This is a genomic window from Bradyrhizobium sp. AS23.2 (assembly GCF_001908185.1).
GTDB lineage: Bacteria > Pseudomonadota > Alphaproteobacteria > Rhizobiales > Xanthobacteraceae > Bradyrhizobium.
The window spans coordinates 1-17,451 of record NZ_LGHM01000119.1; the positions used below are offsets into that span (position 1 = coordinate 1).

Annotated in this window: 11 protein-coding genes and 1 pseudogene; 2 read left to right on the plus strand and 10 right to left on the minus strand. The window is 60.1% G+C overall.

What is annotated here, in order from left to right; genetic code table 11:
• Positions 1 to 2,583: 2,583 nt before the first annotated feature.
• The 6 genes and pseudogenes from AC630_RS24745 to AC630_RS47190 form a co-directional block, all read right to left on the minus strand.
• Entirely contained in the window at positions 2,584 to 2,775 is a 192-nt protein-coding gene (locus tag AC630_RS24745; protein WP_074121057.1) for a hypothetical protein, read from the minus strand.
• Between the two features lie 341 nt (positions 2,776 to 3,116).
• A pseudogene (locus tag AC630_RS24750) lies at positions 3,117 to 3,920 on the minus strand (transglutaminase-like domain-containing protein).
• Positions 3,921 to 4,517: 597 nt separating this feature from the next.
• Positions 4,518 to 4,763: a hypothetical protein gene (locus tag AC630_RS24755; protein WP_074121047.1), complete on the minus strand. Its 246-nt coding sequence runs from the start codon at positions 4,761 to 4,763 to the stop codon at positions 4,518 to 4,520.
• A gap of 1,038 nt (positions 4,764 to 5,801) precedes the next feature.
• On the minus strand, positions 5,802 to 6,230 hold the full coding sequence (locus AC630_RS24760; protein WP_074121048.1) for a low affinity iron permease family protein: 429 nt from the start codon (positions 6,228 to 6,230) through the stop codon (positions 5,802 to 5,804).
• Positions 6,231 to 6,425: 195 nt separating this feature from the next.
• A complete protein-coding gene (locus tag AC630_RS24765; RefSeq protein WP_074121049.1) occupies positions 6,426 to 6,767 on the minus strand; it encodes a hypothetical protein in 342 nt (113 codons plus the stop codon).
• Positions 6,768 to 8,031: 1,264 nt separating this feature from the next.
• Positions 8,032 to 10,347: a hypothetical protein gene (locus AC630_RS47190; protein ID WP_074121050.1), complete on the minus strand. Its 2,316-nt coding sequence runs from the start codon at positions 10,345 to 10,347 to the stop codon at positions 8,032 to 8,034.
• Between the two features lie 1,564 nt (positions 10,348 to 11,911).
• On the opposite strand from AC630_RS47190, the gene AC630_RS24780 reads away from it, so the two are divergent.
• Together AC630_RS24780 and AC630_RS24785 are read left to right on the plus strand one after the other, a co-directional pair.
• A complete protein-coding gene (locus AC630_RS24780; protein WP_245330501.1) occupies positions 11,912 to 13,504 on the plus strand; it encodes a pyrroloquinoline quinone-dependent dehydrogenase in 1,593 nt (530 codons plus the stop codon).
• Positions 13,505 to 13,590: 86 nt separating this feature from the next.
• Positions 13,591 to 14,178 carry a c-type cytochrome gene (locus tag AC630_RS24785; RefSeq protein ID WP_245330502.1) on the plus strand — a complete coding sequence of 196 codons (588 nt, stop codon included), beginning with the start codon at positions 13,591 to 13,593 and terminating at the stop codon, positions 14,176 to 14,178.
• Between the two features lie 3 nt (positions 14,179 to 14,181).
• On the opposite strand, the gene AC630_RS24790 is transcribed toward AC630_RS24785, so the two are convergent.
• The 4 genes from AC630_RS24790 to AC630_RS24805 all read right to left on the minus strand — a co-directional run bounded on the left by AC630_RS24790 (position 14,182) and on the right by AC630_RS24805 (position 16,962).
• Positions 14,182 to 15,117, minus strand: coding sequence for an ankyrin repeat domain-containing protein (locus AC630_RS24790; RefSeq protein ID WP_167561272.1), 936 nt, complete (start codon positions 15,115 to 15,117; stop codon positions 14,182 to 14,184).
• A 598-nt stretch (positions 15,118 to 15,715) separates the two neighbouring features.
• The gene (locus tag AC630_RS24795) at positions 15,716 to 15,940 is read right to left on the minus strand and encodes a hypothetical protein (RefSeq protein ID WP_245330503.1); all 225 of its coding nucleotides are present in this window, start codon (positions 15,938 to 15,940) and stop codon (positions 15,716 to 15,718) included.
• A gap of 90 nt (positions 15,941 to 16,030) precedes the next feature.
• Positions 16,031 to 16,267: an HGGxSTG domain-containing protein gene (locus AC630_RS47840; protein ID WP_074121053.1), complete on the minus strand. Its 237-nt coding sequence runs from the start codon at positions 16,265 to 16,267 to the stop codon at positions 16,031 to 16,033.
• Positions 16,261 to 16,962, minus strand: coding sequence for a hypothetical protein (locus tag AC630_RS24805; protein WP_245330504.1), 702 nt, complete (start codon positions 16,960 to 16,962; stop codon positions 16,261 to 16,263). Before AC630_RS24805 ends, AC630_RS47840 begins: the two co-directional genes overlap by 7 nt.
• Between the last annotated feature and the right edge of the window lie 489 nt (positions 16,963 to 17,451).

Here is a 17,451-nt window from a genome sequence, read left to right on the forward strand (position 1 = left end):
CCGCTTCTGAGGCTGCGAAGAGGATACAGAGCTTCGGTGCCGCGTGATCTGAGAAGTAGATTCTCCGCCATCCGCCGGAGTTCGCGTTTTTACACAGCCAGGGCCAACAGCGGAATTGCTGGGTCCACGAAAAGTCGCCGCCGGCTGAGGCGGCCTACTTCAGGAATAGGGCCGCGACTACGATGAGAACCGGCAAGACCCCGAAGGCTATGACAAACGCTGTGTAAGCCCAATCCTGAGGAGCCTTCACTTGGGCTCCGCGTGGAGCGCAACCTTCTCGGCCTCTAGTTCAGCAAGGCCCTCTCTCAGCCGCTCCTCTGTGAGCTCATCAAAATGATGAGCCAGAACGCGCTGGAATTTATTGATGCGACCCTGAAGTTCTTGGCACTTCTCACACATGGCTCGCCACTCAAACTAGGCGGGAGCCTGAAGCACTCTCAGTCACCGTCGCCCGGGTTATGGACGGTGATGGAGATAAACTACCATAGATTAGTTTTGTTGCTAGTCAGTCCACAGCGATCATTTCGGGGGCTGTAGACCCGCGGACCGCAGCCATTCGCTAATATGCGAGCCCGTTTCGGCTTGGCGAGCCCTGCGCAGGGCCTCATCACGTACTGGCCCATGAGGGAGCAATTCGGCTGCGTGGTGGAGGCGTCTGGCTTCTTCGGCAAGGCGCTCTTCAAGGGAGACCGTTTGTTTTAATCGTCGGCGTTTCTGCATGACGCCACCTCGGGTCCTGACCGTGGGGTTCGAGTTCCGATTCCTAATATGCCGAATAGCGTCCGTCGGTTCCGAAGTGAACATTACAAATTAGGCCACTCGGAAGCAGGCCGCGCCCAAAAGGGCATGGAAACCTACCGGCAACAGAAGAACGCATCCGCTGCGTCGGCTGTGGGTCTTGGTTGTGTGGAAACGGATAGCTCGGAAGCGGCCGTGGTCGAAGATCGGCAGGCCGCCAATGCTTTTGTGTCGGACAGTCCAATAGCTGGCCAAGATGGTTATAGCGACGCGCTTCCCGTGCTTTTGGACGTACTTTCCGGCTCAGGCTCGGTTTGCCGACGATGTCCATCACCGCGTGAGGTTAGGGACGCGCCCGACGACTAGGCGCGTCCCAAGGATTTATGCCGTAGGAGAAAAGGTGAAGGAAGGTTGCGAACCGAGGCGAACTTAGTTCGGCGGGCTGCCTTGGCACTTAACGGCCTTTTTGTCGGCCTCTAGTAATTCGATGATGCATCGGATCATTGATAAACTGAGCGTGTCCATCCCCGGCGATACCAGCCTACGGAACTGTGCAATCTCAAAGTCGATCTGGTCGCACTTGTTGCACATGCGCGTCCCGCTGTTTGGAGGCGGGAGCAACAAGCTCTCAGTCACCTAATAGCCCATGGTTCGAAAGGTGATTGCGTTCAAAGCGGCTACTTCAGCGATCGTTCCTAGTTGAGCCGCCTAAAAACCAGGTTAAGGCAGCTTGGCAGCAGTAGCCTTAGCTGGAGGTCTCCATTCCAAGGAAAAACGCCGCCCGCTTAAATAAAGCGCAGGCGGCGGCTTACCAGCCCCGGGAGGGTGAGAGTAAATCCCGATAAGAATTAGTCTTCAGGCAGCATGCCGAAGTTCATCGCTTTGGCGAACGAAAAGGCTTAAGTTGGGGGTTGTAGTCCCGGCGAGGTCAGCCACTTGTTAACCTCTCCGGCAACATCGATCTGCCGAGCCTTTCGCAAAAGCTCAGTGCGGCGGATGCCAGGGGGCATCCCTCTGGCCTGTTGGCGCAAATTAATCGCCTCTTGCGCGAGACGGTACTCGAAAGTCGATGCTTGTTCCAGGAATCGTCGGGCCGGCATGTTTGGTGCTCCGCTGTGGGTTGAGCGGGAGCGCAAACTTGCGTTCTCACCACCGATAGATGCTACGGGCCGCTCGATGGCGATGGGACAGTGCGCCTTTATCCGCTGGATAGCGAGCGCTTTGCTTCGTTTCCGCGCAGGAACTATCTGCAAAATGCCCGGGGTTAGCCGCTCGCTGGATCACTCATCATGGTTCGAAGTCTTGTTTGAACGATCAACGCGGACCGTTCGAAATTCCGCAGGCCCTTCAAGCAGGCGTTGCTTTCTTCTCCGTTGTTCCTTTGAGCTCGCGGATCCGTCCGCGCTGTCATCTAATACCGTTCCAGCCAGACGAAGAGCACGCTTACGTTGGCGCCCCACTCGGCGACTTTCAGCATCCTCTTTCATCATTTTACTAGCCCTCTCAGTTAGAGCGCACATGTTCGGACTACCCGCGCGCGGTCGGTGAACCTTAGCAACCGCGGCAAATATTCTTTAGCTTTGCAGCGGTTCGGGCTTCTTCTGCAAGGAACGGGTCCTTGTAGCCTGACGATGAATCGATACCGGTCTCGGCTGGCTTCCTCGTTTTGGGAGGAAAGGCCGCGTCGTAGCAGGAAAGGCGCGCGCTGGTGCTTTCGATCGCACGGCAATTCGGCTCCGCGGCGAAAGCGGCTGGCGTAGCTGCGCCGAGGGCCGATGCCAGGAAAAGCGCCGCCGTCCATGTGCCTGTTCGGGCCATCTTCATACTGAACATCCCCATCTCTATTTACTTTTTAGTTGCCCAAGAGGGACGCCCGCCGGTCCAGGCCGGAAGAGCATCCCATTCCGACGAACGCATCCGACGCTCCTCGTCTCCGACCCTGACGAAAACAAAGGGCGCGTCGTCCCGTCCTGTTTTCGAACCAACAAAAATTGCCGGGATCCCATAGGCATCCCTGATGATTGCTGTGTTTGCCATTTCCGACTCCTGTCTTGGCTTGAGCCTTGGCTCGAGCGCCCCGCCTGAGTTTTGGCGCGCAGCGATTGAGAGGGACCTGCGGCTATAGAACGGCCACAAGCGCAACCAGCAGTAAAAGAAAGGTCGGCACCAACAACGGTGGAACGAGCCACTCACGAAAGTCGAATTTTCTGGGATCAAACATCTGACCGCCTCCTTTCAGGTTGAGGCGGGAGCGCAATGCTCTCAGTCACCGATAACAGCCAGGGAGCGCGCGGTGATGTAAACTGTGTAGCAGTCTTCTCACCAACTAGCGAGATCAATCTCGATCGATTTGCGCGCAATTGCCCAGGGCGAGCACCTTACACAAGTTCATCGGTCCACGTCTTGAAGCTGATGAGCTTGTTTGGTCTGAAAGTTTGAGTGATAAGAACATCGCATCTCGGCCATGAGCGTTCAGGACGCGACCGATCCGCGCGGAACGTTGTTGCGTGCATCGAAGGTGTGCCAGCGGCCACCTAGATTGGCCTCGAACCAGCCTGCAAAGTCGCGGGGGCGTGGGGCGGCGGAATGCCGATGTCGCCAAGGTAGCCGGTGCAATAGCGCGCTGGAACGTTCATGCAGAGGCAGAACGCGATGGCAAGATGCGCATAGTCGCGGCAGACGCCATTTCCCTCGTTGAACACCTCCCACGCCGTCATCCTCGCCCGCGCGTGCTCGTAACCAAACGCGATGTGACTGTGAACGAAATCGCAGATCGCCTGGACCCGCGGCCAACCGGGCGCCGTTCTCTCGAACAGCTTCCATGCGATGTCGGAAAGCCGATCGGTTTCGCAGTAACGGCTTCCGAGTAGATAGACGATGGTGTCCGGTGGAAGATCTTCCGCCGCATGTTGCGCGGCTGAGGCCACGACCACGTCCGGCATACCGTTGTCGCGCACCGTCCCGTCGGTGTAGAGGCGCAAGCGGCCGGCGGGCGCAACGAGCCGGCTGCACCAGTTTCCGAAAGTGTCGCGGTAGGGCTTGATTGGCACTGACGGGGCGGTTGCGAGGTGATCCGGCACAACGATGTCGGATGCCCGGGTGAAATGCGTGCCGACCACGGCGATCAGAGGTGTAACTTGCTGAAAGTCGTAGATCATTTCGAAGCCAACACGGATTTTCATGCTTAGGACCTGACTCCAACTGCACTGACTCGAGCTGGCGGCGCGGACGAGTCGTGTCGGCAACGGCGGCCGGATGTTACTTTAAAGGAGACGCGTCCTTGATGATGGCGAGATCGAACAGCCAGACTTGCGAACGACGTTGGTAAACTGCTCATCCGAAAGCTTGAGCCGCTTGCGCAGGATCTTGACCTGCACGTTATCGCTCAATCGCTCAGATTCAACGAATTGCGGAAAAGGGTCGGCTTGTGCCTATTCATGCGACTCTCTCGCGATGAAGAGATAAGCCAGATCGCGACCAGGCGGGCGTTACGCCGCTCCGGCCGCGATGGTGACTGTCCCGCTCCTCGCGAAGATTTTCTCGCCGTGAAGGCAACATTCCCTATGGCCCGGCGTTCCGCCTTTTCTAAAATATCTCGGTATCAGTGGCAAAGGGGAGTCGGCCCCAGGTTCGCTATGGGTCCACAAGCGCTGCTTGGGCTTCACAGCGGGTGGTTTCCCGGTCGGCTCCGATCTCCGGACAGATCCCGCACGGCGCCGACTGCCGCGATGGGCCAAAAGAAGGCACTAGCTACAAAGAGGTGGCCAACTGAGGCGGACTCACTCTGGTGCGAGCCTGTAAACTTCGCCCGGATTGCGGTCGAGTTCCTCAAACATCCTTTGCTGCTTTTCCGTGAGAACCGCGGGTACAACTTCTGCCGTCCAGCCTTCGGGAACAGCCGCGAGGACCAGCGTCAACGCCTGATTGGGCTTGGCCAAGGCTAGCCATATCTGCTTGGCTGGCTGCGGCGCGTCGTCCGAGGTCACCTCAACGATAGTGAATGAATTGCCGAACGACTCTGCCATCAATCGCTAATCCGGCGACGTGCTGAGAGTTGCAATAACTAGCTAGGGCGAGGAAGTCGAACGGGGCCGGCAATCAACCTATAGGTGGGGACCCAAGCGGAGTTCCACGATTCCATGGTCACGCCGCAAACCGAGCACTCGAAGCTAGCGATCTGCCGACCGGAGGCCATCGCCTCGGTTCGGCTGTAGACCGCGCCACATCGACAGGATCGGTGATGAGAATCTGGCATCCCCGTTTATGCGCCCGAAAGGCACAACTGGCCATTGCGAAAATCGAACTCGGCGCTGAGGCCGGAAACAGGCCAGTGCCGGTGAAGCTGAAGGTACAGACCAGCAACCGGAACGTCTGAGCGCTAAGCTGCCGTCCGCTTCGGGTCATGAGCGCCGTTTGGGCGGCCCAGGCGTCACTTCCGGTCTACCCTGAGCAGCAGACGTTGCGACCGGCTGTTCGCAGGTCTCTGAGGGGCCAAATGCGGACTCGGTATGCCGATCTTCTTTCGAATCGCCTCGTCGGCGCTTGTGCCGCTAAGGAACGGCGTGAGGGCAGCAAGCGTTCCTTATGATGATGTTCCGTATGCCATTGCTTGCGATCATACTGCTACTTGGGTTCTGCATTGAGGCCAACGCGCAGGGGCTGTGCCCAGAACTGATGCGGTTGCGCGGCGAGGCCCAAGAGCTCCAAAAAGAATCGAGGACCGGTTCCGCGTCGGAGCGCTGCTATATGTACAATCGTGTATCAGCGGCATGGGGCGCAGTAGCGCAATACGCAATTGACAATCGCGATTCGTGTCACATTTCTATCCCGTCGTTGAATGACTTCGAGCGGTATCACCGCGAGGCACTAAAGGCTCGCGACAATGTTTGTGCCGGCCGTCCGATTCGCCCATATCCTCCAGACATTATTCAACGTTGAGCCCATCGAACCTCGGGCTACTTCTCACAAGATGTCTGCGTTGGGTCAAGCGGCGGTCGAAGCCCTGCCGACAGCCGAAGTGACGAACGGCTGTAGCTTTGGTCGGCTCAGGGCCACAAGGCGACTTATGGAGAGTGTCCCTTGGGATTGCGCTCGCGTGCGGCCGCCACCGCTTCTGCGCGTTGCTCGCAACGCGCGCGCAACTCTTCGAGTTCATCGGCGGTTAGGTGCTCGATCCCTACGAACGAGTTTTGGACGGTACTCGTTCGGATCAGTTCGTCCAACTTAACCTGAATAGCTGCGCTGTCTCGGTTCTGAGAATTTTGAATCAGAAAGACCATCAGGAACGTCACGATGGTGGTGCCGGTATTGATCACGAGCTGCCAAGTATCCGAAAATCGGAATATTGGCCCTGTGATGGCCCAGATGACTATCAGCGCGCAGGCAAGGACAAACGTTGATGCTCGCCCCGCCCTTTGCGATGCTTTGTTTGCCAGCGCAGCGAACACCTTGGCGGCCGGGTGCCGGTCGCTCTCACCATGGCTTTGGTGCATGCATTCCTCCAGCACTCTCTCTTTGTGATCGGATCGGCCTTGCTCTTCCTCCTTGGGGAAACGCTCTTGCGTCTTGCGACGTTTGCATGGGTGACCGAGGGCGCCGGAATCGGTGGACCGACTGACCCGCGATCATGATGAGCGACACGATCACGCTCGGCCCGGTCTCTTGTCTCGGGAAGCGGTCCATCACGGTCAGGGCTCTTTTATGCTCCCCTCGTGACAATTTTCGCGGTAGCGGCCGCAGTTATTGTGGCCTTCGATGCCGAGTTCTTCCCGGTACATGCAGGCATCGCGCAACCACTCGCAATTGACATGCGGTGTCGATGGCGAGCACGATTTGCGAAACTTAACGCAATTCTCGTCGCCTTCGCCAAGTTCGTCTTTCATTTCGCACGCGCGCCGCAAGTCACGGCAATCGCCGCCTTGCGGCGTCGTCGCATTTGCGGTGAGCTGACCGTCATGGGCCGCCAACAGCGCGAGTGTTATTGCGATCATGAACCCCATGATCATCCGCCTGTTCGGCTTCTCACTCATGTTAATTTTTGCTCCTTCCAAATGAGCGCACACGGCACTGTTGCCGCCAAGCCTTTATTGGTGCTCTCGCATTTCCCTTTAGGAACGGTCTCCGAACGCGACCGTTCCTGTTGGCTCGGAGCTACCAGCTACACCCTGCCTGCTCGAACTATTTTTTCGAGGAATCGAATTGCGCGCGGCGCCACCTTCCCTGCGATCGCTCAGGGTCACAAGCGGCAGTCAGCCCAACCATCCTGTGGTGTCCGGTTTCCCGCAACCAGCCGACATGGCAGCGGCTGTTGCGTTGTTCAGCTCAGGGCCCACGAGGTGACATTCCGTCCAGGCACAATCTTCGGTGCCGACGTCGCGTTTGATCACGATCGCGTTCCTTGGCGACAAAAGTATGTGTCTGCGCAACGCAGATAGTTGGTCAGTACTGCGGTCACGTTCCACATGCAGGGCGCGGTGACTGGAACGCTCCTGCTTTCCGACCTGCGATTCTCGGTAGCGATCAAAAAAAAGCCTCGCGGGAAGAGGAACTGGATGCCTTACATCGCATTCTTGGCGAAGACGTACACTTGCTACGCCTAGTTGTCCCTCTCAACTTGCGAAGGACGAGACCATGCAACGGGTAAATCAAACTGCGAAGCGGAGGTACGCAGCCAAGGCCACCGCCGTGACGGCGCTGGCGGGACTGGGTCTTCCGCTGGCGGGGAGCGCATCCGCAACCACGATACCCGCGGCTGATAGCCCGCAATCTTATGACATCTCGCCCAGTCAGCGCTTCGTTCTTGGCGAAGAGGAAATGGCCGACGTCAGTCTCGCCACGTTCCATCTCTTCGATAGGGAACACGTTGGCAGCGGCGTGCAGCTAGCCGCCGTCGTTGTTCGGGGCTGCCGGGGTTGTCGGGGTTGTCGAGGTTGCGGTGGTTGCCGTGGCTGCGGAGCTTGGCGTGGCTGCGGTGGGTGCGCGGCGTGCGGCGGATGCTGTGCGCGCTGGGGACGGTGTCGCTGGTGCTAAGTGCCACGATCGAGCAAGAGCAATCCGTTGAAAAGCCGTGCGGGTGGCTGCGCTCGCAAAAGGGCCTTGACCTCTCCGCGTCGCTGACCGGAACTGCGTTTGATCCTTCAAGCGGGTGAGGGCGGCCTTAATCCATGCTGCGGCATTGGCTTGGAGCTGCTGTTCGAAATCGCGTTCGTTCATGCACCCCTCCCCGTCGCGCGGCCGCGCCGATGGCTGCGAGGATAGTGCCTTTCTTCTGCGGCAGTAGACCTCGGCTGCTGTTCATGCATTGCCGCAATCTGCCGCCGCTTCTCTTACGATCTGGCCTTTCAGCTTCTCGATGATCGAGACGAATGTCGGCTGCGCCTTGGTGGCCGGGTCGATCGAAAGACCTCCGCCGGCTTCGAATGCGCGTTCTGCGATCTCGTAACCGAGCATGCGGTAGCTCTCGAATTGCGATTCCGAGAAGAATTGATTCAGCGTCGTCTCGTGCGGAAAGGTCGCGTGGGCAATCGCATAGCTCAATACGCCCATGGGCTCCGTGCCGTGCAGGCCCGACTTGAAGTACAGGAGCAGTCCGTCTTGCGACTGACCGCCATCGGCATCGCTATAGAGGATATCGCCAATCGCCCAATAGGGTTCTTCCGTTGCCGGGCTCGGACGTTCCTTGAAGCGCTTCTTGAGGCGGTCCAGGCCGTGCAAGTCGATGCGCACGCCGAGATCGATCCATATCTTGCGAAGGGCGTTGCCGAGATCCTCGAAAGAATAATCGGGGTCGCAGCCGGCGTCACTGACGACGATCACGCGGCAACGCCGGCGAACCATCTCGTAGAGGCCGAGGTTCTCGAAATGCCCGCCGTCGGTCAGGTAGACCCAGCGCTCGGTCTCGCTGGTCAGGCCGAACATCTCCATGAAAAACGGCCGGAGTGCATTTGTCGGCTTGACCTTGGCGTATTTGGGATTGTCGCCGCGCGGGTTGGCGAGCCACCAGCCGAGGCGCACATTGAACAGCGCCATCAGGAAGGCGACGCCCGGCGATGAATTGTAGCCCATGCTCGGGCTCACGGCAGCGCCGGAAATCGCCATGGCGGTCCCGAGGGTCAGCATTCCGCCGTAAGGCTTCGGCTGCGTGGTCGTGGCATAGGTCGTCCGGTAAGCGCCATCCGAAAATATCGCGCTGCCGCTGCCGCAATGGAGCGGCGAGAACGTGAAGGGCGCCGCCATCCGTTCTTGCCATGCCAGGTTCTTGGACGACACGAGGTTGAGCGCCGCGCTGATGACGTGGAACGGCTTCCAGTCGGTCCCTCGCGGTTCAACGCCATGCTCCCAGAGTTCGTACAGATACGGGCTGTCGCTGCTGTCGAAATCGGTAAAGGCATTCTTGGTCTTGTCACGGTCGTTCTCGTGACGTGACGCGCCGAGGAAGGTACGAACCAGACGGTTCCGGTAAAGGCTGTGGAGCGAGTAGCGGTTGATGCTGAGGACATGCGAGGCTGCGTAGATCAGCGCGACAAGCAGGCCGCCTGCCACGAGCACGATGGTCCAGGGCAGATGATGGTCGCCAGACCCGAAGGATTGGAACGCCCTGTCCCAGGCGATGGACAGCAGGGCAACCACGGTTGCCGCGAAAATTGCCGCTGCGATCGCAGCGATCGTGTTGAGTGAGAGGTACTGGCGAAAGCCTGAAGCCTGCTCGGCGGCGGGCCCAGTCTTCGAGCTCGCTCCCAGGACGACGGACAGCAGGCCTGAAAGTCCTCCCAGCGAGGGGACGAACGCACTGCCAAGGTGGCTCGCGACCCATTCTGCGGCCGGCGGCGCGCCAAGCACGAGTCCGAACCACAGCAGCCAGCCGATATACGCCAGTGTGAAAATTCCGCTCGACCGCGCCTGGAATTCGAGGCCCACGTCCACCTCGGACAGGAATTCGGCAAACGAGATATAGATCACGTCGGCGACGATGCGCGCCATCACGATCCAGGGCAGCCCGAGCACGCAGGCAAAGGCCGCTGCCGCGGCAGTGAAGGCGGCGCCGGATGGGCTGTAATGCCAAAGCAAAACCAGTCCCGTGGCGCTCAGCAGGCCGAAGGCCGCGCCGGCGACGCACCAGGCGCCAAGATCGATCCATGGATGCTTGGGACGATCCGCTAGCTGTGGCTGGGCCGATGCTCCGAAAATGACGGTCCATACCGGCGCCAGCAGCCAGGAAAGGAGAAAGAACAATACGCCAAGGATGCCGCCGCGAAAGATCACGACGGCGTCCGGGTGAGTTGCATAGAGGCGCTGGACGAATGCGAACCCGCTGGCATTGGTCACGTCCGTGAGCACCGACAGACCGTATTGGCTGTGCAAGACGAAAACCAGGAGTGCCGCTCCTGCAAGGAAGGGCATCAGATCGCAAACCAGAAACCGGGGTTGCGAGACATTGATCCATCCGCGGGCGGGACGGTTTGCGGCGGAGAACGACAAGGAAGCCAGGAAACAGAGGGTTGGTACGACCATCACACCCAGGAACCACCCCGACGTGTTCTCGCGTGTGATGTTGTGGGCATCGATGACGGCAAAGTAGAGTGCCTTGGTGATGAGCACCGCAAGGATCATCGGGGGGGACCAGCAGGATCCAGTTCAGGAACAGATTGCGCAGGACGCTGGCAACGTCACTCCACAGGTCGGGAGAAATCGACGAAAAGCTTGGAGCGAGAAAGTGCGAGTTGCGCCGGAGGTTGGAAACCGGCTCCGCTTCTTCGTGATCCCTGAATTGACCGAGGCTGTATCGGCGGTTGAGTGCCGAAATCACGGGGGCCGGAGTGGAGCCCTGGCTGCCCTTGCTTGCGCTCGCGGCTGCTCCCTGGGCACGCAGCTTGCGCTCCTGACAGAGCCAGGCCGATAGCCAGCTTCCGATATAGCCGCCTCCTGATACGGTCGACAGATACTCGAACTGCGTCATAGCCGGGCCGGCCGTCTCGCCCTCGCGCTTCGAGGTGACCTCGAGGGCCGCAATCCTTTGCAGGATGCCGAGCGCAAACGCCGCGCTGCGGATTCCGCCGCCGGAAAGGCACAGGGCCCACCGGTCGTCCGCGTTGAGCGCCTGGTAGATGTCGAGGAGGTTTCCAGGGAGCGGCGCCGCCGGCAGCGGCGATGATTGCTGCGATTGCGCAGGTTGAGGCGATGTTGCCGCCGGCGGCGAGGATGGCGCTGGCGGCGTACCGGATGCCGGCTGCGTTGGTGTCGGCGAGGGGCCAGGTGCCGGATGTATCGGTGCGAATTCCAGAGCGGCGCCCGCGAGCGCCCGTCGCTCCTCCCAAAGAATCTGCGAAAGGTTCAATGCCCCCATGACACCTGCCCCCCTGTTTCACCGAGATGGGCCCAGGCGGTCCGTTCAGCGTCCCCGCTAGGGGGCGTACTGGCCGGCGGGCCAAGCACAGCCTTGACGAGCACAAGCTAGCGATACCGGCGACAGCGAGCGTGTGAAGTACTTCACAATGGCGGGGCAAATTGTCGGGGCAAGGTCGTAGAATGGGGAGGGCGAAGCGAAATCCATCAATTCGTTAGATACGTATATTTGTTGCGCCGTGGCCGGACGCGAGTGCGCCGTCCGCTGCCCAATGACTCCTCGCAGCTGTGAATGTGGTGAAGTGCGGTGACGTCCATTATTGGCCGCACAAGCGGCCGTTTCGGCGAGGTCGCCCTTGAACTGAAGCCGAAGTGCATAATCGCCGCGAGAAAGTCAGCTCTTAAGATCACCCCACCAAAGTCCGGCCGATTGAAACACGGCTATGGCGAGCGCTCGTGGATTTCCAATGCTAGGCGACGCCCGTCCACGGAAGCCACCAGCGCACGCTGGTGATGAGCCGGCGGCGGATCGCATTGTTAGACTTCGACATTGCGACGCACTCTGATCTCGCGGCTGCGAACGGTGGCGGCTGATGTCTCTGCAAAAGCCGTCGCTTGCAGCTTTTTCCTTGTCAAACACCCCTCGTCGGATCAAATTTGAATCGCACCGGCGTACAAAGTGTCGGTTCAAATAATCTGGGGCGGAAACATGAATAGATCATCTTCTATTGCATTCGCCACTTTTTTCGGCCTGGGCTGCTTGCTCGCAGCACCCGGCAACGCTCAGCAAGAAGTCAAGCAGGAATACGTGCCTGTATCGCGCGAGGCGAAGGTGTCTCCGGTTACGCAGGCCCAGCTCACCGCGGCCGACAAGAACGCGACCAACTTTCTGCTGACCAACGTCAACTATGCGCAGACTCGCTTTCACCCTGCGAAGCAGATCAATCGCGACAATGTGAAGGGCCTGCACGTCGCGTGGATTTTTCAGACCGACGTCAGGGAATCCCTGGAGACTTCACCGATCGTGGTCGACGGCGTCATGTTTGTGACGACGTCGTTCAGCCACGTCTATGCGCTCGACGCCAAGACAGGCGAACAGTTCTGGCACTACAATCACAAGATGGGACCCATAACGACCTACTGCTGCGGTCCCAACAATCGCGGCGTCCAGGTTCTTGGCGATCTCGTCTATCTCGCCACACTGGACGCCAAGCTGGTCGCGCTGAATGCAAAGACGGGCGATGTGGTCTGGAAGACCGACATTGCGGATCCCGAGCTCGGCTACAGCGAGACGATGGCTCCGACCGTCGTCAAGGACAAGGTCTTGATCGGAACGAACGGCGGTGAATACGGCATCCGCGGCTTCGTCAGGGCCTACGATGCGAAGACCGGCAAACTGGTCTGGAATTTCGATACGATTCCGGAAAACTCGGTCGGCGTCTGGGCGACAAAGGACGCCACCGGACGGGACATGCACCGCGACATCCAGGCCGAGAAGGACCAGCTTGCCAAGCTCGGCGATCCCTACAAGCGGCTGGGCGGCGGCGTCTGGCAAAATCCGGCCGTCGATCTCGCCACCAACCGGATCTATTTCGTGGTCGGCAATCCCTCGCCCGATCTCGACGGTTCACCGCGCCCCGGCGACAATCTCTATACCGACTCGCTGGTTGCCCTTGATCTCGATACCGGCAAATACATCTGCCACTTCCAGTACATCGCCCACGACGTCTGGGATCTCGATGCGGTTAGCCCACCGGTGCTGCTCGATGTGAAGGACAAGAGCGGCAAGACCATCCCGGGCGTGATCCATGCCGGCAAGACCGGTCACGTCTATGTTCACGACCGGAAGGATTGCAGCTTGATCCGCTTCTCCGAGGCCATGGTCCCGCAGGAGAACATGTGGGTTCTGCCGACCAAGGAGGGGGCCCGCATGCTTCCGGGTGCGAATGGCGGTGTCGAATGGTCGCCGATCGCCACCGACCCGGCACAGGAGCTTGCCTACGCCATCAACCTCCATCAGCCGATGCACTACCGGGTCGAAAACTCGCCCTACCCGAACGGTAAGTTGTGGCTTGGCGGTGCCTTCACGGCAATCCCGGGTGAACAGCAGTCGGGCAACATCACGGCCGTCAACTACAACACCGGTAAGATCAAATGGCAGGTGAAGACGCCGGAGCCGATGATCGGCGGCATCCTCGCCACCGCCGGCGGTCTTGTGTTCACCGGTGAAGGCAATGGCAAGTTCGCAGCCTACAACTCCTCCAACGGCAAGGAATTGTGGAGCTTCCGCGCCGGGGCGGGCGTCAATGCGCCACCCTCCAGCTACATGCTGGGCAACAAGCAGTACATCGTGGTCGGCGCGGGCGGCAACACCCAGGTCAGCTTCAAGCGCGGCAACAACATTATTGCCTTCACGCTCGATTGACCGAGCGGCGAAAGAGCCTGATCAACAATGCGAAGCGGGGCCTACTGCGGCCCCGCTTCTGTTAGGCCTCACGGGAATGAAAATCGATGAGCAGCAAGTTGCGTTGGTTGATTCCTTGCGGAGTCACGCTCGGAGAATTATTGAGCGCAAGCCCGCGGCCGGCACTTGCGCAAAGCATCGCCGAGAGGGTCGAAGTGTGCGCCGGCTGCCATGGCCAGGACGGCAAGCCGATCGACAAAACGATACCCGTTATCTGGGGGCAGCCATCCGGCTACACCTACATCCAACTCCGCGATTTCAAACGAGGCGACCGCAAGAGCGAGATCATGCAGCCGATCGCCTCATCGTTCGAGAAGGAAGACATGCTTGCGATTGCGGAATATTTCTCGAACAAACCGTGGCCCGACCTAGGCCAGCCGCGGTCGCCAAAGGATGTTGCGGATCGGGCTCTCCGCGCAGAGCGCTCGGTCGGCTGCACCGGCTGCCATCTTGATCAATTTCAGGGTACTGGCACCGTACCGCGATTGGCTGGGCAGAGCCGCGAATACCTGACCAAAACAATTGCCGATTTCCGCACCCGGGCGCGCGGCAATAACCCCGGGATGTCCGATCTGATGCTCGCCACACCTCCCGACGACCTCGCGGCACTGGCGGAATACTTGGCTGGTCTCTGAGATCTACTCAGATCGGGCTGAGGGTGCCGCCAGGCGTTCACGTAGCGACGACAAAGCGGTCAGATCTGCTGCCCGCTTGCCGGCCTTGTCCTCGAGTGAAGGATCGGCTCCGCGCGCAAGCAGCAGAGCGGCGACCTCCGCACGGCCGCCTTCCGCAGCTGTCATGAGAGCGGTGCGGCCGCGGGCATCTCGGTCATCGATATGCGCGCCGGCGTCCAGCAGATATGCAACGACCTTGATCGCCTCAGTTTCCGGGACCTTGTCATCCGCGCCCGAAGCCCACATCAGCAGAGTGAGATCATGTGGGTAGCGGGCGTTGATATCGATATTCCGCGCCAGCAACCGCTTCACAATATCGAGCCGGGCGCGGGCTGCCGCATAGACAATCGGCGGCTTGCCGGTGTCGTCGGGCGCTCGCTCGTCCGCCCCATGCGCTAGCAACGCTTCAACGATCGCATCGCTGCCGGCATACGCGGCAGCGGTAACCGGAGAAATTCCACTGCGTCCGGTTAGTTTGACGTCGGCACCGCGATCCATAAGCCGCTGCGCAACCGACACATGGCCGCCTTCAGCGGCAAAGTATAGCGCGGTGGCACCGGCCAGATTGCGTGCATCGATTGGAGCGCCGTGCTCCAGCAAGAGATCGACCATATCCAGGTGGCCAAACCTGGCGGCGTGGCTAAGTGGTCGGGCACCAAACCGGTCACGCGCGTCGACCGATGCGCCATAGTCCAGCAATTCAGTTGCCAGGCCAATGCAATTCCCGTCTGCTGCCGAGAATAGAGCCAATGACACCTCGATTGCAGTGATCTGTGGTTTCGCGGTTCGAAATCTAGGTCCGAGCTGTTGGCACCGTTCGGAGTCGGCAGCGAACGCTGCCGACGCGCCGCTCAAGACGGCGATTACGACCGAGCACAGCAAAACGATATGGCGGTACAAAACGGCTGCTCCCCCGCACATCTGACCTACAGAATGACACGTCGGCCAGACCAAGCCAAGCGGCCCGGGGCCCATGCCAAGGTAAAGGGCTCTTCCAACGACAGACGGCCTCGGCGCCTCGACAGTGTGCCCCGTGTCGTCTGCCAGGGATAAACCGGACCTCGTCTGCGCTGGCCGCCAATTCCGTGTCTGACCTCCGAGGAAGGGGTAAGGTGCCCCAGGGTCACATCCGCGGAGCAACAACATGACCCTATAGATCCCCGAGATAGTTCCCACCAGGATCGGCCGGCGTGTCTTCGCGATCATGGGCAACATGATGCCGCCCCGAGATCCTGATGACGACGAAGAGGACGAAGAGCAAGACGACGAAGAGAGCCGAACCGACGAACCGCCGGTCGCGCGCGAGCCGGACGAAGACTAAGCAGGATGCTTCGGATGGCATAGCCTGAGCTTCGGAGAGCGTGATCGCCAACCTACATGCGGCGCGCGGGCACGTCCGGTGGCCTTTAAGGTCGTTCTAATCCCGAGAGCAGCAGGCAGACGGCGAGTAGACGACGGTTCGCGGTGGAGAACGCACCACGTCCACTCAGTTTGTCACTCAGTTGCTCGGTTCGGCGTGAAGACGATGCAATCGATGCAGCTCCTTCTCGGCTTCCCTCATCAGGTCGTGCGCCGCCTCGCATTCCTTTCCGACGATGAAACCTGAAGCGAAAGCCAGGGCGCGCCGGTTCGCGGGAGGCGCGGCCAATGCCGTTTCCGTCGCCAGCTCGCGATGCGTGATGAAGTCGTTGAGTGATTCCAGCGCGGACTGGATCTGCTTCAACCGGTCCGAGAGCTGCGAGAGTTGCGACAATGTCGCCAGCCGGATGATCGTAAGTCCTCTCGCGACCAGTCTGAGCCCCGATCGAGAGGATTATTCCAACTCTTGCAGCAGTCGTCGCGTCTCCTTCAACATTCCACGAATCATTCTTCGTTCCAGGATCGCCTTTGCCGAAAACAGTCCGTGTTTCCGCGCATTTCGATTTCCCCGAGGCGCGCCCGATCCCGACGTCCCGCCATGCATGCGGCAACGCAACTTGCCTTGTACTGCCGGCGCGCGGCAGCTGCCGCCATTGCGGGTCCTGGCGCCGCAGCGTAGGCTCGTCAGCATGGCGCCGGTGTTGCTGTTGTCGTTGCCGATAGCGCGTTGGCACCTTGCCCGGCGTCGGCGTGCTGCGGCGCACGTCCGTGGGCCTCGGGCTCTAGGACCATCCGCACATCCACCGCTGCGTCCACTGAACTCCGCTCTGTCATGCCAGCATAAGACGTGGCATTCCCCGCGATCGCCTCACCCCCGTCCTGCGCCGGCAAGCTCTGCACCGTGATCGCCCGCTCGCCATTGTTGCGGTAGCGGCCGAGCGCCTCCACTTGGGCCGGGAAGATGCGCGCGAGCTTGCCAAGGGCGCGCGAGGCGCTGTCCTGGCTGGCGAGGTCGCCGGCGCAGGCGAGATGATGGGCGCATCGCATCGCGGTGACGTGAACGCACACCATCTGCGCCGCCAGCATGGCCTCGATGGAATCCCTGGGCGCGATGCTCTGCATCATCGAGATCATGAAGGCGAGGTTGGCTTCATCGGGCTTTTGCCCGATCGCGCTCGCCTTCACCAATTGCTTCAGGATGCCATGCAGTGCGTCGCGGTCGACGGCGCCGAGTGCGTCGGCCAGCAGCCGTTCGCCGGCTTGCGGGTCGGGATGGTCGATCGCAATTCGCCGCTTGTAGAGCTTGATGCGTGGGCTCGCGGCGGGGCCGCTGCGGTCGTTTGTCGCAATCGGCGAGCTGCGGTGGTGTTTCGGAGATGCCGTCATGTCGGTGTGTCCTTTGCTGGCGCAGGCGTGGGTTCGCTGTGCGCGAGGCAGTTCGCTCGCTGCGCGCAGTTACGATTTTTGAGATGTCGATGAGGGACTTACGCGCAACCGTGTCGAGGCGGCCTCGGTTCGGGCACTTCTGGGCAGAAGCGGACATCGACCTGCCGACACCCACCGCTGAATCCGTCGAAAATGACCCTCAACAGACATTCCGGTCGGCATTTGTTTGGTTCAGGAACATGCGCGGCGGGCTTCTTCTGAAGAGGATGCCCCAAGTCTGAGCCGTCGCATTTGGATGACGTCCTCGCAGGAACCTTGCCCTAACTGGGATGTTGGAAAACGATGCAATAACTCGGGAGGAAACTCTTATGAGAACACTGTTATTGGCTGGCGTACTGGCGGTTGCTGGTTTCGCTATCGCCACGCCGATCTCAATTGCGCCCGCGTCAGCTCAAGTTGCGGTTGAGACTCCGCTCGGCGGCGTAAGAG